Below are 21225 nucleotides of genomic sequence, written 5' to 3' on the forward strand. Positions count from 1 at the left end.
CTTCCCGGCCCTTCGCATCACCCCAGGAAAACCAATGACAACTGCTGAGGAAAAGTGCCATCCACCCCATTTTCTCCCACTGGCCACCCCTTTGCTAAAAATACACCCGCAACATAAAATTGGTGGTCAGGCCCAAAGAGAAACGCGAAAATTCGTCCGCCTGGTTCGCCGCTCCCACCCGGTAAAAGTTATTGATGGTATTTTCCCGGTTGGTCAGGTTCCAGACCGATGCGCCCAGCTCGGTACGCAGTCCTTGGCTGAGTTGAAATTTATACAGCATGGACGCATCCAAGCGCAGGTAGTCCCGCAAGCGAACGCTATTGGCCTCCCCAAAATTGATGCTGTTGCCCACCACTTCGTTGCCGGGTTCGGGCCGGGACGTGGGCGCGCCGCTGCGGTAGTTAAGGCCCACCGAAAAATGCCAGGCCTTGGTGGCGTAGGTGCTGCCAAAGGTCAGGGCGTGGGCAATATCAAAATTACTGGGAAATTGCACTTCTTCCAGCGTATCAAAGGTATATTGGTTGTCCATGTACGAATAGCTGAGCCAACTGCTCAGCTGGCCCCATTTTTTGCGCAGCAGCACATCCAGGCCGCGCACGGCATAACTCCCCTTGGCCCTGGTAAACTCGTACTTGGTGGTAAAGGCCTGACTCTGGGTGGTAATCCCGTCCACATTTTTATGGTAGCCGGTAAGGTCCAACAGCCAGCCGTTCTTGTTGTAATTGAGGCCCAAGGACAGTTGTTGACTTTGGAGGATGGGAATGCTGTCGTTATCGGTCTGTTGCCAGCGCCGCCGTTCTATCCCCAGAAAATCGTTCTGAAAATTGATGATCTGGGAGTTGTTCTGATGTTTGAACTCCCCCAAAAGGGACATTTCGATATATTTACCCAATTTTTTATGTAGGCTGATGCGCGGCTCTGCCAGAAACAGATGGAACTTCTCGATGTAATTGATGCGCGCCCCGGTGGTCAGGTTGATGCCTTTTTCCACGTTCCGATAGTTCACCTGCCCCACCACGGCGTGTTCCCGTATCACGTCCGAATTTAGGCGTTTGAACCTGGGGCGGTCAATATCGTTCACATTGGTCACCTCCGACTCCACAAAGTGGTAGCCGCCCTTGAATTGGAAGTTCTTTTTCTTCCAGATGCCTTCCAAGCGCGTACCCGTTTCGGAAACAATGTTCTCCTGCAAAAAACGCTGTTGCTCCAAAACATTGGCATTGATGCCCTGCAACTTGTAATCGGTATTATAGACGTGCAGTACGGTGGCAAAGGCATCGGTCCAGTCCCTGCGGTAATGGATGCCGCCCGCAATATTGTACTGCAACAGGCTGCTTTGCCGCGTTTGGGAGAACGCACCCAAGGTGGCGGTCTCGTTGAACTCCAAGGAATTGTTGAGCAGGATAAAATTTACCCGAAGGGCATCACGTTCGGACGGTTTGTAGAGCCATCTCAAAGAGGTATCGTAAAAGGTAAAACGCTGGTCCGTATTCACCACATTGCGCTCGTTTTGCCCCACTTCGGTCTCCTGTACAATACGGTCAAAATAATTCTGATAGGTGGGCGTGCGCACCACATCGTCCAAGGAACGCCTGGCGGCAACCTGTACGGATGATTTTTCGCCCATCGGGATGTCCACAAAGGCATCGGCACTCAGAAAATTGAAGCCTATCGTTCCCTTAAACTCCCGCTGTACACGGGTATCGGTCTGCATGTTGATGGTGCCCGAAACCCCATCGGTATAGGAAACGTCGGTGCCGTTGTTCATCACCAAGGCGGTTTTGGTGATCTGGGGATTAAAACTGGATATCAACCCAAAAAAATGGCCCGATTTGTACATTTTGATATCGTCCCACAAGATCAGGTTTTGGTCGTGCGACCCGCCCCGGATGTTGATGTTGGAAACCGACTCGTCCACACTCTGCACCCCAGGGAGCGCCTGTACCGTCTGCAATACATCTGCCTCCAAAAGTCCGGGCAACAGCGTAAACTTGGAAAAATCGACCACCGTGCTGCCGTCCGCTTTTTTATCGATTCCCCGCACCAAATACCCGGTAAGCGTTACGGGCGAAAGTTGTTGCAGTTCCTCGCGCATTTTCACCGTGGCACATTCATTTTGTTGAAATTCCGCTGCCGACTTTTTCAATGGCAAAAAGCCGAGATAATCGATACGAATTTCTTGTTGGGGCGTGTCCACCAGAAGTTCAAAATAACCATTTTGGTCGGTGATGGTATAGGTGCCCCCACTTTGCACCGTGGCGCCCGGCAGCACCTGCGCGTATTGGGCGTCTTTTAGATAACCGCAGATGGTCACGGCCTTGGTCACCGTGACCACGCGCTCACCCACTTTGGAAAAGCGCAGGGACGTCTGGTTCTCCAACCATTGCAGCATTTTTTCCAAGGAAGGTTTGCCCGAAAAAGGGCGGGCCGTTAGGCCTTCCAACAAACTGCTTTCGTAATTGAACTGGATATTGTGCTGCGTGCGTATGGTCTCCAATAATTGTAATACCGGAACGGTAACTTTCACCTGGGCGCCAAGCCATCCCGTTGCCAACAAGACCCCTAGAAGCAAGAATTTGGAAAGCCTAGGGTGCGCCATGGCCTATGGTTACATTATCGCCCTTGATCGTGTATTGTAGCCCCAAGGTCTGGGTAATGGCGGTAAGGGCATTTTCCAGATTGTTGTGTTCAAAGGCACCGGTAAACCGCAGATGGTCCACATTGTTGGTGCTCACGGAAATGTTGTACTGCTTTTCCAGTTCGGCCAGCACGGTGGTCAGGGCGGCATTTTCAAAAACGCTCATCCCGTTGAGCCATTGGGGTTTTCGCAGGGCCACATCTTGCTCCTCGATCTTTCCATTTTTAAGCACCAGGGCGCTCCCGGCCGGGAGTTCGGTCGTATTTCCGTTCAGGGAAACGGCTACCAAACCTTCGTAGCACACCACTTGAAAAATACCATCGCGGGCGGTAACATTGAATTCCGTTCCCAGGACACTCACGGTGCCGTAGGAGGTCCGCACCTCAAAACGCTGTCCTTTTTCCACCTCAAAAAAGGCCTCGCCCTCTAGGCTGAGCTCGCGTTTGGTTGCCCAGGAATCCGGGTCGTAGGTCAAGGTAGAAGCCTCGTTCAGTGCCACTTTGGAGTTGTCCGGAAGGGTCAAGTTGGTGTTTTCTGCCCATTGGGTGGTGGTGGTAAGGCCACTATTGGAATTCATTAGGTAAAACAGCCCCAAGCCAATGATGAAGATCGCGGCGATTCTGGGCAGCAGCTTTGACCAATTAGTCTTTTTTACGGTTTTGTGGGCCAATCTTTTCTCCAGACTTTCAAAAGAGGGCGTGCTGTGCTTAGGCCCAAAACGCTTCGCCTCTTGGGATATTTCGGTCAAGAATGGGGCATCCTCCATCGCATCGAAAGCGGCCTGCTCGTCCGCCGTCAATTCGTTGTTCAGCCATTTTTGTATCAGTTTTTCCTTGTCCATCGGTACCTTGTCTATAACTAAAACAACTTTGGGCCACAATATCCCGAAAAAAAATTAAAATAGTTTGAATACGCCTTAAAAATACAATTATGCTGTCCCAGATTGAGCCAAGATTTGTTTAGGGTTGCGTTTTTTAAGAATTTATGCTAATTGTATGTTTTTGAGATTTTTGCCAGCTCCCATCGCTGGCGCGAGCGTCACGCTCGTGCCCGCAAAGCCAAAAATTTTTATTGGACCTGCCATCACTTCACGGCACTTGCGTAATGTTGGCGCTGGCAAGGATCGTTGTGGTGCATTTTCTATATTTCCTTGGTTACTAGATAGGTGGTGTATAGCAAATAGGAACTTAATAAGACAAACGCTTCCCATCTGTCCAGCTTCTTTCGTTTTCCTGTGAACATGGCGATCATTAGAAAAACCGTTCCGCCCATGAGCATCAACACATCCGTATTGAAGTTCAGGTTGTATCGCATTGGACTTACAAATGAACTTATGGACAGTATCAAGAGGATATTGAAAATATTGGAGCCTATTACGTTTCCAATGGCGATATCGCTATTCTTTTTTAAAGCAGCGACCATTGAGGTAACCAGTTCCGGGAGTGAGGTTCCAGCCGCAATGATGGTTAAACCAATTATTTTTTGAGACACCCCCAATTCAGTCGCAACGGCTATGCCATTGTCAACGACTAATTTGCCACCTATTAAAAGTCCGGCAATACCAATGACCATCAATCCCCAAATTTTGTAGTTGGATGAGTCGATGGGGGCAATCGCTTCCTTTTTTTCAAAACGCAACTGTTTAAAAACGTAATATAGGAAGCCAATGAAGCCCATGAACAAAAAAAATCCATCCCCTCTTGAAATTTTAGGATGTTGACCGATAAAAAAATCGTTGGCAATAACAAACAAGAACAATGTTACCAACAACGAAATGGGTATTTCTCTCCAAGCTGTTGAAGATTGAACCTTTATGGGATAGATCAAACCTGCCAGCCCAAGAATTACAAACAAGTTAAAATTATTGCTTCCAATAATATTCCCAAACACAATGTCAGAAAACCCGTTATATGAGGCTACCGAATTAACCACCAATTCAGGTGCGGACGTGCCAAAGGCCACAATGGTCAATCCGATTACCAAATCGGAAACCTTATTTTTTTTCGCCAATGAAGAAGCGCCGTCAACGAGCCAGTTCGCCCCAAATATTAGGCTGGCAAAGCCCACAACAATACATGCTGCAGATAAAATCATGTTTTAAATGTAGTTTTTTTCAATCGATCCACAACAGACTGTCATCCATACGATGTTCATCTGCTTTAGGGCCTTTTCGGTTCATAGCGCAATTAGGTTTAATGTGTCATCATCAAAATTGACTGTTTGGTTCCCTTACTGTTCTTATTCTCTGCTCACTGTATTACTTTTCCAATATCCAAGCTGGCTAATCTTGCTTTACATGCTGTTTGCCGCTCCAGACTGCATTCTGCTTACTTGGACCGGGACAAGCGTGATACTGAATCGGGTTCCGCACAGGCTGCTTACGCCAGCCAGGGATAAATATGTCAAAGGATGCCTGGTGCATTGAAGTTTGCTTAAACAAAAGGCAATACCTTAGGATATCCCAAACTTTTCCAAGTTATGATACATTGATTTGACCATCGAGAATCTAGGCAACTTTAAAATGATCATCAAAGATTTTCAACGAAGCGAAATTATGAAGATTTGGTAATTTCTTGACAAACAAGTTATTGTTTGTCAAGAAATTAGTCATTAATATAGGTAGGATGTCGAAATATATGCCGTTCATCTAAAAAATATAATAACATCAAACTTTTTGTGTTTTTGGTAAGACGTCGGTTTAAAAATCCGATATGATCAAACATCTTACACCTATGAGCACAAATTGCAATTCATCCTCTTTGAACGTTTACGGCGCAGACCGACCATGGACCGCTGATGAGGTCAGGCATCTATATCGCAGAGCTGCTTTTGGTATTTCTACCGAAGATATCAGTGTTGTGCTAACCAAGACCCCGGCACAAGCCGTTGATGATTTGGTTGATGCTGCTCTGAACACACCGCTATCCATTGAGCCAGTAGGTTCTTACACAAAGTCCGAAAAACTTGGTAGGATGCGTCATACGTATCTTTCAGCAATGAAATCGAACGGTCTTCGGGATCGCTTGACTTTATTTTGGAGCAATCATTTTGTTACGGAATATAATGTTTATAACTGTTTATCATACCTTCATGAATATGTAAATATCTTACAACGTCAGGCATTGGGAAATGTAAAAACCTTTGTTCATGAGATAGGTCTTTGTTCGGCAATGTTGGTGTACTTGAACGGTAATGAAAATAAAAAGGACGGGCCCAATGAAAATTACGCACGTGAACTATTTGAATTGTTCACCCTAGGGGAGGGTATCGGTTACACCCAGTCGGATATAGAAAATACGGCAAAAGCCCTTACGGGATATACTTCTTACTATAACTACGCCGGGCCTGACAATTGTTTGCCTATTACCTTTGTAGAAAACGACTTCAATACGGAACAGAAAACCATTTTCGGACGAACGGGAAACTGGAACTACGATGATGTGATTGATATCCTTTTTGAAGAGCGCTCCAATGAAATAGCCACGTTTATCGTACAAAAAATATATCGGTACTTCGTTCATCCAATGCTCCCGGATGAATCTATTATCAATGAACTTGCCTCTGATTTGCTGAATGCGGATTTTGAACTTGAACCTGTTTTAAGAAAACTTTTTAAAAGTGAACATTTCTTTGATGTTGACGCCCGGTGGGTAATTATCAAGAGTCCCGTAGATTTGGTTTTGGGCTTTCTGAACGATTGTAACATACCGTATCCCGACATAGAAGATGGACTTTCTAGCCGTGTGTTCAAAGCTATTGGTGATATGGGCCAACTCGTTTTTGACCCTCCCAATGTTGCGGGATGGCAAGGAGATAAAACCTGGATCAATTCAAAAACCTTGTTGGATAGGTGGAGAGGGCTCGAAATTCTTTTGATTCGACTTCCCATAGCTTTCGGGGAACACCTTTTTACAGACTTTGTTAACTCATTGGTGGAGGACCCCAACGAAAGTGATGTCGAGCTGGTAATGAGGAAAGTTGTCGAAGCTTTATTGCCAAGTGAACTTCTCACTGATCTCGATTATGAAAATGCCTTAGAAAGATTTAAGTCTTCCTTGCCGCAAAACTATTTTGAAGATGGAACATGGAGCCTTACATTCCATAGGATGCGGAAACAAACTTATGACTTATTGTTTCACATTACCAAACAACCCGAATTTCAACTAAAATAGCGTTTATGAACCACAACGAATATACCAAAGGACTAGGAACCAAACACGACCTTGAACACGAAAACTGGAACCGACGCTCATTTCTTAAAACTTTAGGTTTTGGCAGTGCAGGTAGTCTCTTGCTCGGTGGTAATATTTTGCATGCATCTACTACTTCTCCGTTGTCGTTAGCATTGAATCAACAAGATAACGACCGTGTTTTGGTGTTGATACGCCTTCAAGGGGGTAATGATGGTCTAAATACCATTATACCGATGACACAATATGATGAATATGCAAATTACCGGCCTACCTTGTATCATCTTGAAAACCAGCTTATTTCGTTGAACGATGAATTTTCCATTCCAAATTTCATGTCTCCTTTAGAGAGTATGTGGGGCGATGGTAAGATGAAGGTAGTTCATGGTGTCGGGTACGAGAATCAAAGCCTTTCGCATTTTACATCTTCTGACATTTGGGCATCCGCTGACGAATTTACCCAAGGGTCTGAAGGTTTTTTAGGTAGGCATTTCCATTCTTATAACCCCGATTACCTCAACAACCCACCTGAAAAACCACTTGCCATACAAATTGGGAGTATTGGGAATAACCTATTTGAGTACGATGAGACCAACTACTCTTTTTTAGTTTCGAATCCGAATCAATTAAGGCTGCTTGCCGAGAGGGGAACACAATTTAGTCTCGATAATATAGATACGAGTTGTCATGTGGGTCTCCAAAAAGAATTTTTAAGACAGCAGACCAATGCAACATTCAACTACGCGGGTGTAATCCATAATGCTTATTCCCAAACGGATAGTAACAGTGTTAGCTATGAAAACGATAACCTTTCAAAACAGTTGCGTATCGTGGCCCGGCTTATTAAAGGTAATCTTGGAACCAAAGTTTATTTGGTTACACTCAACGGATTCGATACGCACGTAAAACAAGCCGATAAGCATCAAGAATTAATGACAGAGCTTTCTTCGGGCGTAAAGAATTTCTTTGACGACTTAAAAGCAACAGGTCATGATGAACATGTACTGGCAATGACCTTTTCAGAATTTGGTCGAAGACCAAGGGAAAATGGTTCAGCAGGAACAGACCATGGTACCGCCTCGCAAACCATGTTTTTTGGCCCAAGTTTACAAGGCAGTGATTTTGTGGGGCAGCACCCCGACATAACCGATCTTGACAACAACGCCAACTTAAAATTCAATATCGATTTTAGGGACTTGTATGCCACGGTACTTTCTCAATGGATGTGCCTTGATTTAGGTCAAGTGCAAAATGCCCTCTCAGGTAATTACAATAATCTTGACTTAGGATTCGCCTGCACAACGGAAATCGAACCTGTGGATCCTACGGACCCCATTGAACCTGGCGAACCCATTGACCCCATCGCGGAGGAAAATTCGGATCTGCCTGATGCTATTGAAAGTTTTTCGCACGCGCCGTTTTATAACGAAAACGGTCCTTCCATAGCCATCACGGCACATAAGGCCATGCATATTGATGTGCAGCTGTACAATATGCTGGGCCAACACATGGGTAGCATATTCAGTGATTTTGTTGATGAAGGCAGGCATGAAATTACGGTCAAAGACCACCTAGACCTTGATACCATGTCCGTTGGTTCGTACATCTACCGCATCACCAATTTTGAAGGTGCAGCCAGTAAACTGATTTTAATCGAATAACCAATGAAGATGGCCCAACGAACCAATGTAGTACTATCTAACAGAAGTTGGCTTTTGGCGTTTTTGCTTTTAACGACCCTAGGGTATGCGCAGGACCGCTTGGTCTTACCGGGCCAAGAGTTATTGTACCCGAACCTTATGGATCCTTCGTTCAACGGTAAACAAAGGCGAACCCAGATTACGGCGGTCGGGCAGTTTGTAGATTTCAATTCCGATAGGGCAACACAGTACGTGAATGCACAGTTACCTCTATATGACAATCTTTCCTTTGGGGTGGATTATTTCAATAATACCTTTGATTACCTGAATTATTCGCAAGTACTTTTGTCTGCCGCCTTTGAGGTGCCCGTGGGAACCAACGGTGGTATTAGGATAGGTCTTTCCGGTGGCGGTGATTCCTTCAGGACCAACCGTGTACCACTTGCGCAACAAAGCCCCGATTTAATACCGAATATCAACGATAACAATATTTCCTTTACCTACCGGGCCGGGCTTAACTATAGTAACCGGAACCTTACGATCGGCGGCTATTATACGTCTCTTCCGGTACAGAACGTCACTGGACAGTTAGGCCAACAAGACTTGTTAAGCTACGAGCTATCAACCGGTTTTACAGGATACTTGGGCTATCGGATACCCCTGGGTGACCATTTTGCCGTAAGCCCAATGGTCAGGTACTTAAGTTTTAAGGACAATGCCATTTACGAAGGCAGTGTAAAGTTACAGTTGAAAGATATTTTGGAACTTACCTTGGCCTATCGGAACGACTATTCCTTTAATCCGGCGATGCGGGTACATTTCTTCAAGTCCTTAGCGCTAGGATATTCGTATGAAAAGGCCTTGGGCGGTTTGGTTTTTGACGATATTCATTCCCTCAGTTTAAGCTACCAATTTCAAAAGGCGAAGGCATATGAAGAACCCGAATGGATGGAGACCGCAAAGGAGAATATTGCTAAAATAGATGCAGTTAAAAAGAAAAAGCCAAAACAAAAAGAGAAGCGCCAACCTAAGGTAATCAAAGAGAACATACAAAATGAGAATCCTGTTTTGACGCCGGTAGAGAAACCAGAACACAATGAGCAACGACCAGAGGTGGCGGATGACCCGAAACAAGAAATAGAGGCTGTCTTGGCCGCTGAAGAAAAAGTGGACATACCTGTGCACCGCGCGGTCGTAATCTCTATGGCACCCAGATATTACCTGGTGGCCAAAGAGTTTACGGCGTATCAAGATGCCTTTTTATACAAGGAAAATTTACAAGAGAACGGCCTTAACGCACTTATCGGTAGTACCGAAACTGATGTAAAATTCTATGTTTACATAGACTCCGATTTTGATGAAGCCACAGCGGAAAGGCGTTTGCAAGACTTTAAAAAGAATGCGCTGTTAAAGGGATTGTACTTGTTAGAGGTGGAGTAAATGATCCATATTCAGTCACCTTATCGAAGCTGCGGTTTAACCGCAAGGAAAAGGGCGTCCAATAGCTTCATACCGTTTTTCATCATAGTTTCGAAAACAGACCTGATTTTGAGAAGTTCTGCGCCGTGCATAAGTTATTGAACCGGCTCAATATTTTCTGTTCTGCCTTTACGTGGGGCACGGCACGTTCGGAAACGTTGTTGTTGGTGGAAGACCTCCCCCTCATATACAGAAACGTGAAAAGGTTATGCCTTTCCCTGCACATGCGCTGGTGGTCTGTATGGAGCTCTTTGTGCTTTTGTTCGTTGGTTCCCCCAATAACTTTTACGGCTGATGTTCGATTTCGGTTCTTTGGGCTCAACTCTTTTCGTATGACGCTCTCCTCCCGAGTCGATGGCGTCGAGAGTCAATATTCTGAAGTCCCGAAGGCATGGGGCAGAGAAACTTTTGGAAGAGGCCGTTAAGAATCAAAAGCAGATAGGCTAGGTAGATTTGGAGGCATTGGGCTAAGGTCCCCGATTGCGGCCTCCGTCCATGGCGGACAAGGATGACACTGCGGATGGGGGGCTACGGCAAACTTTTCCCTGGTCTCCCAATGTGCGCGATATAGGTGAGCAGTTGATTATGCCAGGCCAAGAAGCAATTTTTTTCCGTTTACCATTAATCCGGTCTCTTCGGCTCCGAGCACCTCAGGAGCGGCGACCCTTTGCCTTATCGTCTGGTAGATCTGTATGGCCCTGTCGGTGAACCGCGCCAACAGATGGTGCATACCTTCCTGATCGGAGGAGGGAAGTTCGTCGCCGGCAGCTCGCTAAAACATAAAAAACCACCTACCTCAACCTAAAATCCTCCAACTGTTCCCTCAAGGTATTGAATGCGGTATAAATACGGTGTTCCACCACTTTTTTGGTCACCCCCAGCATATCGGCAATGGCTTGGTGGGTCTTGCCCTCTACCTTGCTCAACAAAAATGCCACACGATGCTCTTCCTTTAAGCCGGCAAGGACCTTTTCGTAGCGGGTGAGAAACTCTTCCTTGCGCATTAAAAATTCGGGCGATTCATTGGTGTAGTCCTTGGGCTTTACCCCTTGGTGCTTAAAGACCACTTTTTGGTGTTTGTGGGCGTTCAGCATCATATTATTGGCTATGGTAAACAAATAGGACTTTACCTTGTCCGGTTTTACCTTGGCGCAATTTTCCCAGAGTTTTACAAAGGCATCCTGCATCACATCCGTGGGGTTCAGGGCTTCCCCGTATTTGTAATAAAGGAAATTGCCCAAGTCCCCCGCATACTGCTCATAAACTTTTGAAAAGCGAAACTTGTCGCAGATGTCCCGATATAGTTCTTGTGCCAAAGATGTGTTTGTTAGTGAATTGCAAAGGTGAACAAAAAATATTTAAAATTTTTCCGGGACTTTTCAGGACTTGGTTGTTTTAGTATAAAGCAACTGTACAATTGCACGATAACGTCAGATCTAAAATTGAAACAAAAAATAACAAGAATTAAAACAAACGCCATGAACACCTTAAAATCCCTATTAGTTTTGTTGGTAAGTACCACCTTACTCTTTACGTCTTGCCGAACGGAAGATGAGATCATCATTGATCCGCCCACGGGCGAGACGCTCAACGCCGGATCCACCCTGGCCAATTTATTGAACCGAACGGCCCTGAACGACGGTTCCAAGGACAATATCTTGGACAATGCCAGCTGTATCAGCATTGCACTCCCCATTGATGTTACCGTAAACGGCAACCCTTTGACCATTAACGATGAAGATGGCTATGAAGAGGTAGAGGATATTTTTGACGATTTTGACAACGATACGGACGTGGTGGTCATTAGCTACCCCATTACCATCATCAAAGCCGATTATTCCCGAGAAACCATCAATTCGGATGACGAATTATTGGCCCTGGCGGCCACCTGCCCGGCAGAGAACGAACTGGACGATGATATTGAATGCATTGATTTTAAATATCCCATAACGGCGTCCGTTTTCAATCAGAACAACGAGGTCATCAACACCATCATCATCAACAGCGACAACGAGATGTACAATTTTGTGGACGATTTGGATGATTTTGCCGCGGTGACCATTGATTTCCCCATTACCGTGATCCTGGCCGATGGCAGCGAACTTGTGATCAACACCATACAGGAACTGCAACGCGAAATAGAACTGGCCGATGACAGTTGCGACGAGGACGATGACTATGACTATAACGACGACGATTGCGACAACTGCACCACCGCCGAACTGGAAGGCCTTTTTGCCGACTGCACCGTATGGCGCATTGAGGATCTGGAGCGCAACGATACGGACCTGGATGCACAGTACAATGGCTACACCTTTAGCTTCAACGCAGATGGCACCCTGAGCGCCACCGAAGACGACAATACCCAAAGCGGCACCTGGAGCGCCACGGGCACGGGCAATGCCATAGACCTGAGCATCAATATCAATGGCCTGACCGACCTTAACGGAACGTGGAACCTGGAGGAGATAGAGCGGGAAGACGGCGAAGTGGAGTTTGAACTTTTCTTGGGAGAGGACGAGTTGAGCTTTAGCAGTTCCTGTGGCACAGAAAGCAATAGCGGGGATGCCTTGAGCGATACCCTCACCGCCGCGAACGCCGTTTGGACCGTGAGCAGTTTTGTGGACGAGGGCGATAACGAAACGGCTTCCTTCAACGGATTTGAACTCACCTTTTCCACTACGGGCAGCCTTAGCGCACAGAACGGCAACAACACCACAAACGGGACCTGGTCTTCCAGAAAAAACGGGGCCGAACTGGAAATGGACTTTGATACCGAGAACATTTTGGACGAGCTGGACGAGGACTGGAAAGTGGTCTCCGTCTCCGCCACCGAAATACGCCTGGAAGACATAGACGAGGACAACGGGAACGTGGAAGCCACCTTGACCCTGAGCCGCCAATAGCCCCAAGCGGGTACCCCCAGGGCACGAGAATGGATGGTTCTCAACAAGCCATAAAACTAAAATGGGGCGTGGGCACAAGCGAACCGATTTCCGGATCGGTTGGCCTTCCTTACAGAACGGCAAAAGACCACGCCCATTTTTACCCTTTTCAATGAATAAAAAATTAGAGTTCAGTAGATAAATACGGATTGATTAAAAAAGATAATTATGTGGTTATCAAAAAAAATTCTACAGTTGTCAGTTCGAGCGCAGTCGAGAACCATTCGTGAGCCAAAGGAGGCTTCGACTGCCTGCCTCGACCACAATTCAGGCGGGCGCTCAGCCTGACATTTTGGCTAGCAACCCGATTTAAAATAAACAACTATCTACTGACCTATTTAAAACAATTTTTACAACGTTAACTTAGAAGTGGTTTAAACTTTTCGCGTTCAAGTGAAAATTAGAAATTTTATGACCATTTGAAGGCTTTTTTGAGTTGCATAGCATAGCTATGGAAAGAAAAAAAGACAAAAAATGGGCGAAAAAGAGCAATTTTTTAGCTAACGGAAAAAGTTTAAATGACTTCTCAAAAAACATCCCTATGAAAAACCTAAAAAAAATGGCCCTTTTGGGCACGACCTTGGCCCTACTGTCCGTCTCCTGCGACAAGGAGGACGTGAACAACATCCCCGAAGTGGAAGACACCAAAGCCACGGTACAGCTGGGCACATGGCGCGTTGTCCTGCTCGAGGACTCCGGTGAGGACGAAACGGCCGATTTCGCAGGCTACACCTTTACCTTTGCAGAGAACGGCCAACTGACCGCCACCAACAACAGCAGCACCCAAACGGGAAGCTGGTCCGTGCGAAACGATCGGGATAGCGATGACCGGGTGGACGATGTGGAGTTCATCATTAATTTCCCCGTTCCGGAGAGCAGTATTTTTGACGTCCTCAATGACGACTGGGACATTGTTTCCGTGACCGATACCCGGATAGAGCTCATAGACCGCGATGAGGACGAGGCCGACGACAAATTGACCTTTGGAAGGAACTGACCTCTTGTCTTTTTTTCTTTGACCCAAAGCCGGCCGCAATGTATTGCGGCCGGTTTTGGGTTCAATACCTTATGAGAACTTGGCATCAAGGTGGTTATGACGCCAAACTTGGGCAAATGCCACGTGGTCCTGTTCCCAAGGATTGATCCCAAAGGTTTCCCCGTACTGCAAAAAACCCATATCTTGCCCCTTATGGGACTATTCGATTTTAGAGACGTGAACAAACGGAAGAAGAAACGGGACGGCACGGTGGTGTCGTGTTCCGCCACGGGCATACACCTGAATGGCACCCCCATTGAATTCCCTGCCCAATACACCCTTTTAAGGGACATCTTGGGCGAGGCCTCCCGCATAGAGCCCATAAAGCAGACCAAGAACAAGGTGTACCTTTGGGACGAGCTGGGCATCTACTGCGCCAGCGCAGACCCCGAGAAGATGTTGATGCTCCTTTTGGTGCAAGACAACCGCTACGGCCTGGGCCACCAACCCAAGAAGAATTTTAAGGGGGAGGTGACCATAGACGGGAAACCCCTGGCAAACAACATCCAGAACGTGGGCCAGGACAGGCCCTATATGATCCGCGCGATCATCAAGGAGAACCAACAGGTGGCCATTGCACTGGGGTGGAACCCCGGTGTTTAAATTGAAGGCTGTGGTTTCCTTACCCACCAATGGCGATCATGCTCCTATTATTATGGGAATCCGGGTCCTTGAACTGTTCCAAGGTCTCCATACCACTGCGGATTTTCTTTTTTGACCCTACCGCTTTTTGAATGACGGGCACAATGGACTTCCCTTCCCGCAAAGGCGTGAGCAAGTCGGTCTCCGAGGTGGAGAACAGGCAGTTTTTCAATTGCCCGTTGGCGGTCAATCGTATTCTGTTACAGCTGTCGCAGAAGGGATTGGTCACCGAACTGATCACCGCAAAGGAACCCGCATAACCCTTTATTTGATAGTTCTTGGCGGTATCGTTGGGGGCATCCTTCAACCTGATAAAACTTTGGGCGTCATAATGGGCATACACCTCTTTGAGCACTTCTTCCAAGGAGACCAATTTATCCAGGTTCCATTTGTTGCCATCAAAGGGCATAAACTCTATAAACCTGATCTGCAGGGGCTGGGTTTTGGTCAACTCTATAAAATCCACGATCTCATTGTCGTTAAAGCCTTTGATGAGCACACAGTTCACTTTTACCTCAAAACCCTCTTTTACCAACAACTGAATGTTGTCATGAACCTTGGCAAAATAATCCCGCCGCGTTATCGCGGTGTTCTTGTCATTGTCCAGGGAATCCAGGCTCACGTTTATTTTCTGTAGCCCTATTTTTTTAAAGAGGTCGATGAACCTGTGCACGATCACCCCATTGGTGGTAATGGCGAGCTCCACCGGAAGCGTGGCCAATTGCTCCAGAATACGCCCCACATCTTTGCGCACCAGTGGCTCCCCGCCCGTGAGCCTTATTTTGGTTACACCGTGCTCCACGAATTCCTTGGCAATGGTGTAGATTTCCTCGTAGGTCATGATATGGGATTTTGGCGAGAGCGCAATCCCGTCCGCGGGCATGCAGTAGGTGCAGCGCAGGTTGCAGCGCTCCGTGAGCGAAATGCGCAGATAGGTATGTTCCCTGCCGAACGTGTCGGTCAATATGGTATTGGGTTTTGTCATATCAGTCGTGCCGCGCACCTTTTAAAATTCTAAACACATGCAGTACGGAGGGAAAAATGGCCTCCATGGACTCCCTTGCCCCGTTGGTGGAACCCGGCAAGGCCAGGACCAAGGTGTTTTTTAGGGTGCCCGCCACACTCCGGGACAGCATGGCGTAGGGCATTCTGTCCTGGCCGTATTTCCGTATGGCTTCCTCTATCCCGGGAATGTCCCTGTCCAGCAAAGGTCTCAAGGCTTCGGGCGTTACATCGCGTTGCGACAGGCCAGTGCCCCCGGTATAAATGATCAGGTCCGCTCCCGCGGCCTGGTAGTGCCTTGCTTTTTCTTGAATCTCGTCCGTTTCGTCCGGAATAATGATGTAATCCTGTATGGCAACCCCGCAAGCTTCCAACTTGGCCATGATCGCCTTGCCGGCTTTGTCTTCTTTTTTTCCTTCGGATATGGAGTCGGAACAGACAATGACCACCGCCTTCAAATCGCGCCGAAACTTGTCCTGAAAACTGGACTTTCCCCCTTTTTTCTCCAATAGTTTGATCTGGTGTATTTCAATGCCCTTGTCAATGGGTTTCAGCATATCGTACATGTTCAGTGCCACAACGCTTGCGCCGTGCATGGCCTCTACCTCCACCCCTGTTTTGTAAATGGTCTTCACGGTGACCAGCACTTTGATCTCCAAGCCCTCCACTTCATAATCAATGCCGGTAAATTCTATGGGCAAAGGATGGCAATCCGGGAGCAGCTCGGGCGTTTTTTTAACGCCCAACAACCCGGCCGCCTTGCTCATGGCAAAGACATCGCCCTTGGGCACGGTGTTGTTGCGGATGGCGGCAATGGTGTCTTCCGTACCGACCTTTACAATGGCCTGGGCCGTTGCCGTTCTCAGGGTGTTGCTTTTGTGTGTAATATCTACCATAATGTCATTGTGGGCTCCTTGCGGGGCATCTGTGTTTTTCGTTTTTCTTTTAAGGATGCGGTAAAAAAGCGATTTGTTCTTGGTTTTGGTGCTTAGGGTGATGGTTTGCGTTTTACCCCTCCGTCTTCCTCCCGAAAAAGGTCGGAAGCCACCTCCCCTTGAAAAAAGGGGAGGAACTTTTTTACTTCTTCCCACTTTTACCTTCCTCTTTTTACTTTTCTACTTGCATCCTCTATTTTTTGTCTTACCTCTTACGGCCTAGGTACTTCTCAAAAATTCTTCCGTCCTACATCTTATGTCTTACCTCCTAAATCCTACCTCTTGGTTCTTGCAAATTGCCAATCGCCCCACCCCGGTCACGTATTCACCTTCCATTGGTGCGAATCGTCCTCAAAAAGTTCCTTTCCAAAAACCGGCACATCGGCCTTAATGGCCTCCACCACGTGTTCCAAGGCTTTGAAGACTTCTTTTCTTCGGGGCGATGACACAAAGACAAACAGACAGATCTCACCGGTTTTCACCGCTCCCAGACTGTGGTAAATGTGCATGCAGGTGAGGTTGAACTTGGCAAAGGTGGCCTCCCGGATCTCGTGGAATTTTTTGTTGGCCATGTCCTCGTAGGCCGTGTACTCAATGGCCGTGACCGCTTTCCCGTCAATGTGATCTGCCCGCACCTGGCCCAAAAAGATATTGTGGGCCCCAATGTTGGTCTTGGATTGGTGCTTGGCGATGGACTCCGCAATGAATTCCGACGAGATGGCGCCCTGTTTAAATACGTTTTTATAGGTCATTTTTCTAATTGTTATCTTCCTTGGTGTTAACCAAAATCCAAATAATATGGGACTGTCATATTGAGCCCCCCGGCGGTTCGGCGGAAATAGAAACAAAACGGCAAGTTGTACCGATTGTTCCGGCTAATTTTTGATTGTTTTCTCCAATTGATCTTCGTCTAAAATTGGGTCGTACTTCTCTTTCCTTATTTCGTTGCTTTTTAAATCTATACGAACTCTTTTTACAAACTGTTTGAAGTCCTTATTCATAACTGTCAACTTGTTCATTGTCTCCCAGTCTAGGTCTCCCCTTGATCGTGCCGGGAATCTGATGGAAGTTGAATTTGGGTCGTTTACATCTAGTTCAATTACACCAACGCCAAAAGATGATGACAGTCGGGCAAGTTCTGCAAGGAAGTCTTCATTCTTTGAAATTTCGGCAGCAACGATATAACTTTCATTTGCCCAAGATGAATTTGAAACTGTCTGGAAAAATTTCTCTCTTAAAGTTGAAAGGTTCAATTCCCTTTTTAATTCAAAAGAGATGAATTTCACGGATGTATTACCAACAGCCGAACTTAATTCTAAAACTTCGTTATCCCACTCATCAATTGGAAAAACACAACCTACCATATCCGGATGAACCCACTCCCCAAAACTCTTTTTATCCGATTTGCTATGATTGATGGTCTTACAGTGACAGTTAAGATTATAAAAAGCATAGTGAGCCAAAAAAGGATGTAAATCTTTTTCGAGATAATTTTTTACGGGTTGGGTTGTCGAAATTTCAGTTTCTTCTTCAGTCTTCCCCTCTTCATACTCCTCAAAATCAACTGTGTATGTTTTATCTTTTAAGTAAAATCGCTTAGGCCTTTTTCCTATTGTTTTAAAAGCAGAATCTGGATTGTCCCTGGATATTACGTAAAGTCGCGCGCCCAATGTCGCCCAAGGTGTCTTTCCCGAACTATTCAATTTTTTATCAAGGCCCTGGTCTACTGCTAACTGCCAAACTTCGTTTGCAGTCAATGGCTTATCAACCTGTAATAGAATATGTTCCGCTAGTCCGTGAAATGTCATTTATCGAGTATTAGTACCGTTCCATAAATTGGCAACAGCTCAATTCTTCATATTTTATCGCCCAGTCTTCAACCGCCAGCAAAAGGCGGTAAAATGGCAATTTCCCGCCCGTTGAGCGGAGCGTTGTCCGCTACGAGCTCCTGGTCCTGGGCGATCCTGAAATTCTTTTGTTGCAGTTCGGGATAAGTGGCAAACAAATGTTCCTTTACGCTAGATATTGGCCCGGCCGAAAACTCCAGCACCTCGGACGGCTTGCCGGTGACCTCGGCAATCATTCCAAAATATTTTATTTCAATCTCCATAACGTTGCTTGATTATACATGATTCATCCACCCAAAAAACACCATTCCTTACCCTTACCAAAGCTCCAAGGAAAGGAACCCTGTTCCCTTCCTTGGGAGGTTGCCCCTTCAAATTCCCTCCAAGGCCTTGAACTCCTTGTCCAAATAGTTCCAACATTTTTTGTTGAGCTCGTCAAAAGCCCTTATGAGCAACTTGCCGTAGGGGGTAAGGACGGTTCCGCCCCCTTTTTGTCCGCCCACCGAGGTGGTCACCACTGCCTCCTTGGCCGATCTGTTTACCGCATCTACCATGGTCCACGCTTTTTTATAGGACATGCCAATGGATTTTGCCGCCTTGGACAAGGATCCTTGGGCCTCTATTTCCTTCAACAATCGTACCCTGCCCTGGCCCACCAGCACATTGTCTCCCACCTCGATCCAAATCCTGCTCTTTATCTTGTACGCTTCCATAAAATTACATTTATCCCAAAGGCAACAAAATGACCTCTACCGCTTCCCCTGGCGGCACTTCCCCGGCGTTCCCGGGCAAAAACACCAGGGCATTGGCCTCCCCGAACGCCTTGACCATCGCGGAACTTTGCCCCCCAAGAATGGACACCGAGCCGCCGGCCAAGCGTGCCTTTAGAAATTGGGCCCGGTCTCCCTTTACGGAATGGGCATGGGCCAAGGGCATGCGCAAACGGAGCAGGCCCGGGCGCTGGGCGCCCTGCCATTTTTCCAGATAAGGACAGACATAGATATAAAGACAGTTCAAGGCCGCCCCGGGGTTTCCCGGGAGGCCAAAAATGGCCGTTTTTCCCTTTTTGCCAAAAAACAGCGGCTTTCCCGGTTTTTGCTTCACTTTATGGAACACTTGTTCCACGCCCAACTCCAGAAGGGCTTGGCCCACAAAATCATAATCGCCCACGGAGACCCCGCCCGTGGTCAGCACCACATCCACTTTTTGCATCAGTTCTCCCAGCACGCCTTGGGTGGCTGCCGGATCGTCCGGCACCCGCACCACCTCAAGGTCCCGGTAGCCCAGTTGGCCCAAAGTGGCTTGCAGCATAAGGCCATTGGATTCATAGATCTTCCCGTGGGGCAGGGGCTTTCCCGGGGACACCAGTTCATTGCCCGTTACCACAATGGCGATGGACGGTTTCTGGCGCACCCTTACCTTGGTAAGCCCCAGACCGGCCAAAAAACCCACGTGGGCCCCTTTTATGCGCGTGCCACGCTCCAGTGCCACGGCTCCTTTCTTCACCTGCTCCCCCTGTGGCCTTATGTTCATTTCGGGTTGCACCTCCATTTGCAAGCTAATGTGCTCCCCTTGGGCCTTTACTTTTTCCTGCATCACCACGGCGGTTGCCCCGCGCGGCACGGCGGCACCGGTAAAGATGCGCACGGCCTCCCCCGGCTTCAAATTGGCCCGGTGTTGCGCCCCAGCCTGCACTTCCCCCACCAAGCGGTACCGATCTGCCCCATTGGCGTTCACGGCATACCCGTCCATGGCCGATTGCCTAAAAGGGGGCATGGCAATGGGCGATACCACATCGGCGGCCAGAACAGTGCCCACCGCATCCAAGAGATCCAATTCCATGAAGTTGGGGCTTGGCTCCACTTGGGACAAAACCATTTGCAGCGCGGTGGTGGTGTCTATCATACTGATGCTTTGTGCTGTTCCCATTACTTTTCCTTACGGTGCCTTTTTGGGGCGCACCATTCCCTCTTCCCTACATTAATACCATTTCAACAAGACCTTATGGGATTTTTTGATGCCCAAAACAACCTTAGGCATCTTCCGTTTTTATTGGTGTGCAGATTTCAATTAAAAATCCGTTGTTGTCCCGCACGTACCCCACTTTTTGTCCCCAGGGCTTCTGTACCAATGGCTCATATACCGTGGCCCCTGCCGCAACGGCCTTCCCAAAATCGGACGCAATGCTGTTGGTGGTGAAGGCAAGTTCCACACCAAAGGGCCGGCCGCCATCTTCCATTTTCTGGAATCCCTGCCTAAAATTGGAATGGCCCAGGGCAAAAGAGGCAAAGGCAATGGTGGTGGCACCTGTTTGCAGTTCCCCATAATCTTCCTCGGGGGTCACAAATTTCCGTTTGCACCCAAATGCCCGTTCGTAGAAGACCACGGTCTCCAGTACATTTTCAACATATAAAATGGTATAGGCATAGATCATAAAAAAGGGTTCTTAAGGGAGGGGCTCCATAAACGGTATCCAAGATACGATTTCGTTATTTCCCAGCAAATATAGCGCACGTTAATTTATCCATTTTATGACAATTGTCATGATTTGAGAAAATGCCTAACCCCATATTTGCAGAAGGGCGGTTACATCCGCTATGCGAAAAAACAACAAAACCAATCTTTAATGCCCATAAAAAGCTATTTGGCCCACGCCCATACCGGTAAAAAGGACGCCCTGCACCAAGCCCTATCCGCCATGGAAGGATGCGAGGTGGTCCCCGCAGAGAACCAAGACGTCCTGGCCCTGGTCACGGACACCGCCACGGAAGAGGAAGATGGGCGTCTAAAGGCAAGCATTGAAGCATTGGACTCTCTAAAACTTTTGGCGCTGGTCTCCGGCTTCAACACCCCTCAAAGTTAAAACAACCC

General features: G+C 47.3%; 20 protein-coding genes. 7 read left to right on the plus strand and 13 right to left on the minus strand.

Annotation, left to right across the window (positions count from 1 at the left end; all coding sequences use genetic code 11):
- Window positions 1–94: 94 nt before the first annotated feature.
- From ACKWCC_RS15185 to ACKWCC_RS15195, 3 genes are all read right to left on the minus strand, one after another.
- Window positions 95–2599 (minus strand): TonB-dependent receptor, encoded by a 2505-nt coding sequence (locus ACKWCC_RS15185; protein ID WP_413996807.1) that lies wholly within the window; start codon window positions 2597–2599, stop codon window positions 95–97.
- Window positions 2586–3479: a FecR family protein gene (locus tag ACKWCC_RS15190; RefSeq protein WP_413996808.1), complete on the minus strand. Its 894-nt coding sequence runs from the start codon at window positions 3477–3479 to the stop codon at window positions 2586–2588. Before ACKWCC_RS15190 ends, ACKWCC_RS15185 begins: the two co-directional genes overlap by 14 nt.
- 299 nt (window positions 3480–3778) lie before the next feature.
- Complete coding sequence (locus tag ACKWCC_RS15195) at window positions 3779–4732, minus strand: calcium/sodium antiporter (protein WP_413996809.1); 954 nt, start codon at window positions 4730–4732, stop codon at window positions 3779–3781.
- A gap of 617 nt (window positions 4733–5349) precedes the next feature.
- Here ACKWCC_RS15195 and ACKWCC_RS15200 point away from each other — a divergent pair.
- Genes ACKWCC_RS15200 through ACKWCC_RS15210 form a run of 3 tightly spaced genes read left to right on the plus strand, consistent with a single transcriptional unit; the run spans window position 5350 to window position 9908 of the window.
- Window positions 5350–6810, plus strand: a complete 1461-nt coding sequence (locus ACKWCC_RS15200) for a DUF1800 domain-containing protein (RefSeq protein ID WP_413996810.1) — start codon at window positions 5350–5352, stop codon at window positions 6808–6810.
- Between the two features lie 5 nt (window positions 6811–6815).
- Window positions 6816–8489: a DUF1501 domain-containing protein gene (locus ACKWCC_RS15205; protein ID WP_413996811.1), complete on the plus strand. Its 1674-nt coding sequence runs from the start codon at window positions 6816–6818 to the stop codon at window positions 8487–8489.
- Window positions 8490–8498: 9 nt separating this feature from the next.
- Window positions 8499–9908, plus strand: a complete 1410-nt coding sequence (locus tag ACKWCC_RS15210) for a PorP/SprF family type IX secretion system membrane protein (protein WP_413996812.1) — start codon at window positions 8499–8501, stop codon at window positions 9906–9908.
- A 622-nt stretch (window positions 9909–10530) separates the two neighbouring features.
- On the opposite strand, the gene ACKWCC_RS15215 is transcribed toward ACKWCC_RS15210, so the two are convergent.
- Together ACKWCC_RS15215 and ACKWCC_RS15220 are read right to left on the minus strand one after the other, a co-directional pair.
- Entirely contained in the window at window positions 10531–10677 is a 147-nt protein-coding gene (locus ACKWCC_RS15215) for a hypothetical protein (RefSeq protein WP_413996813.1), read from the minus strand.
- Between the two features lie 61 nt (window positions 10678–10738).
- Entirely contained in the window at window positions 10739–11263 is a 525-nt protein-coding gene (locus ACKWCC_RS15220; protein ID WP_413996814.1) for an RNA polymerase sigma factor, read from the minus strand.
- 162 nt (window positions 11264–11425) lie between these two features.
- Between ACKWCC_RS15220 and ACKWCC_RS15225 the strand changes: the two genes are divergently transcribed.
- From ACKWCC_RS15225 to ACKWCC_RS15235, 3 genes are all read left to right on the plus strand, one after another.
- A complete protein-coding gene (locus ACKWCC_RS15225) occupies window positions 11426–12853 on the plus strand; it encodes a hypothetical protein (protein ID WP_413996815.1) in 1428 nt (475 codons plus the stop codon).
- A 580-nt stretch (window positions 12854–13433) separates the two neighbouring features.
- Window positions 13434–13889, plus strand: a complete 456-nt coding sequence (locus ACKWCC_RS15230; RefSeq protein WP_413996816.1) for a hypothetical protein — start codon at window positions 13434–13436, stop codon at window positions 13887–13889.
- 96 nt (window positions 13890–13985) lie between these two features.
- A complete protein-coding gene (locus tag ACKWCC_RS15235) occupies window positions 13986–14531 on the plus strand; it encodes a DUF7738 domain-containing protein (protein WP_413996817.1) in 546 nt (181 codons plus the stop codon).
- 19 nt (window positions 14532–14550) lie between these two features.
- Here the strand turns inward: ACKWCC_RS15235 and moaA are convergent, their stop codons facing one another.
- From moaA to ACKWCC_RS15275, 8 genes are all read right to left on the minus strand, one after another.
- Window positions 14551–15555 carry a GTP 3',8-cyclase MoaA gene (moaA, locus tag ACKWCC_RS15240; RefSeq protein ID WP_413996818.1) on the minus strand — a complete coding sequence of 335 codons (1005 nt, stop codon included), beginning with the start codon at window positions 15553–15555 and terminating at the stop codon, window positions 14551–14553.
- A gap of 1 nt (window position 15556) precedes the next feature.
- A complete protein-coding gene (gene moaCB / locus ACKWCC_RS15245) occupies window positions 15557–16468 on the minus strand; it encodes a bifunctional molybdenum cofactor biosynthesis protein MoaC/MoaB (RefSeq protein ID WP_413996819.1) in 912 nt (303 codons plus the stop codon).
- Window positions 16469–16824: 356 nt separating this feature from the next.
- Window positions 16825–17259: a molybdenum cofactor biosynthesis protein MoaE gene (locus tag ACKWCC_RS15250; RefSeq protein ID WP_413996820.1), complete on the minus strand. Its 435-nt coding sequence runs from the start codon at window positions 17257–17259 to the stop codon at window positions 16825–16827.
- A gap of 123 nt (window positions 17260–17382) precedes the next feature.
- Window positions 17383–18315, minus strand: coding sequence for a COG2958 family protein (locus ACKWCC_RS15255; RefSeq protein WP_413996821.1), 933 nt, complete (start codon window positions 18313–18315; stop codon window positions 17383–17385).
- A gap of 68 nt (window positions 18316–18383) precedes the next feature.
- Entirely contained in the window at window positions 18384–18617 is a 234-nt protein-coding gene (locus ACKWCC_RS15260; RefSeq protein WP_413996822.1) for a MoaD/ThiS family protein, read from the minus strand.
- A gap of 108 nt (window positions 18618–18725) precedes the next feature.
- Window positions 18726–19067: a winged helix-turn-helix domain-containing protein gene (locus ACKWCC_RS15265; protein WP_413996823.1), complete on the minus strand. Its 342-nt coding sequence runs from the start codon at window positions 19065–19067 to the stop codon at window positions 18726–18728.
- Window positions 19068–19077: 10 nt separating this feature from the next.
- A complete protein-coding gene (locus ACKWCC_RS15270; RefSeq protein WP_413996824.1) occupies window positions 19078–20283 on the minus strand; it encodes a molybdopterin molybdotransferase MoeA in 1206 nt (401 codons plus the stop codon).
- A gap of 103 nt (window positions 20284–20386) precedes the next feature.
- Window positions 20387–20788: a VOC family protein gene (locus ACKWCC_RS15275; RefSeq protein ID WP_413996825.1), complete on the minus strand. Its 402-nt coding sequence runs from the start codon at window positions 20786–20788 to the stop codon at window positions 20387–20389.
- A 192-nt stretch (window positions 20789–20980) separates the two neighbouring features.
- On the opposite strand from ACKWCC_RS15275, the gene ACKWCC_RS15280 reads away from it, so the two are divergent.
- The gene (locus ACKWCC_RS15280; RefSeq protein ID WP_413996826.1) at window positions 20981–21217 is read left to right on the plus strand and encodes a hypothetical protein; all 237 of its coding nucleotides are present in this window, start codon (window positions 20981–20983) and stop codon (window positions 21215–21217) included.
- Window positions 21218–21225 lie beyond the last annotated feature (8 nt).

The organism is Maribacter aquimarinus (assembly GCF_047345505.1).
Lineage (GTDB): Bacteria > Bacteroidota > Bacteroidia > Flavobacteriales > Flavobacteriaceae > Maribacter.

What these genes read in the sequence shown, in the direction of transcription:
- ACKWCC_RS15200 (WP_413996810.1), top strand. Translation starts at nt 5,350, where the DNA reads ATGATCAAACATCTTACACCTATGAGCACAAATTGCAATTCATCCTCT.
- ACKWCC_RS15210 (WP_413996812.1), top strand. Translation starts at nt 8,499, where the DNA reads ATGGCCCAACGAACCAATGTAGTACTATCTAACAGAAGTTGGCTTTTG.
- ACKWCC_RS15185 (WP_413996807.1), bottom strand. Translation starts at nt 2,599, where the DNA reads ATGGCGCACCCTAGGCTTTCCAAATTCTTGCTTCTAGGGGTCTTGTTG.
- ACKWCC_RS15225 (WP_413996815.1), top strand. Translation starts at nt 11,426, where the DNA reads ATGAACACCTTAAAATCCCTATTAGTTTTGTTGGTAAGTACCACCTTA.
- ACKWCC_RS15195 (WP_413996809.1), bottom strand. Translation starts at nt 4,732, where the DNA reads ATGATTTTATCTGCAGCATGTATTGTTGTGGGCTTTGCCAGCCTAATA.
- ACKWCC_RS15235 (WP_413996817.1), top strand. Translation starts at nt 13,986, where the DNA reads ATGACGCCAAACTTGGGCAAATGCCACGTGGTCCTGTTCCCAAGGATT.
- ACKWCC_RS15215 (WP_413996813.1), bottom strand. Translation starts at nt 10,677, where the DNA reads ATGCACCATCTGTTGGCGCGGTTCACCGACAGGGCCATACAGATCTAC.
- moaCB (WP_413996819.1), bottom strand. Translation starts at nt 16,468, where the DNA reads ATGGTAGATATTACACACAAAAGCAACACCCTGAGAACGGCAACGGCC.
- ACKWCC_RS15250 (WP_413996820.1), bottom strand. Translation starts at nt 17,259, where the DNA reads ATGACCTATAAAAACGTATTTAAACAGGGCGCCATCTCGTCGGAATTC.
- ACKWCC_RS15265 (WP_413996823.1), bottom strand. Translation starts at nt 19,067, where the DNA reads ATGGAAGCGTACAAGATAAAGAGCAGGATTTGGATCGAGGTGGGAGAC.
- ACKWCC_RS15280 (WP_413996826.1), top strand. Translation starts at nt 20,981, where the DNA reads ATGCCCATAAAAAGCTATTTGGCCCACGCCCATACCGGTAAAAAGGAC.
- ACKWCC_RS15260 (WP_413996822.1), bottom strand. Translation starts at nt 18,617, where the DNA reads ATGGAGATTGAAATAAAATATTTTGGAATGATTGCCGAGGTCACCGGC.
- ACKWCC_RS15190 (WP_413996808.1), bottom strand. Translation starts at nt 3,479, where the DNA reads ATGGACAAGGAAAAACTGATACAAAAATGGCTGAACAACGAATTGACG.
- ACKWCC_RS15205 (WP_413996811.1), top strand. Translation starts at nt 6,816, where the DNA reads ATGAACCACAACGAATATACCAAAGGACTAGGAACCAAACACGACCTT.
- ACKWCC_RS15270 (WP_413996824.1), bottom strand. Translation starts at nt 20,283, where the DNA reads ATGGGAACAGCACAAAGCATCAGTATGATAGACACCACCACCGCGCTG.
- moaA (WP_413996818.1), bottom strand. Translation starts at nt 15,555, where the DNA reads ATGACAAAACCCAATACCATATTGACCGACACGTTCGGCAGGGAACAT.
- ACKWCC_RS15275 (WP_413996825.1), bottom strand. Translation starts at nt 20,788, where the DNA reads ATGATCTATGCCTATACCATTTTATATGTTGAAAATGTACTGGAGACC.
- ACKWCC_RS15230 (WP_413996816.1), top strand. Translation starts at nt 13,434, where the DNA reads ATGAAAAACCTAAAAAAAATGGCCCTTTTGGGCACGACCTTGGCCCTA.
- ACKWCC_RS15255 (WP_413996821.1), bottom strand. Translation starts at nt 18,315, where the DNA reads ATGACATTTCACGGACTAGCGGAACATATTCTATTACAGGTTGATAAG.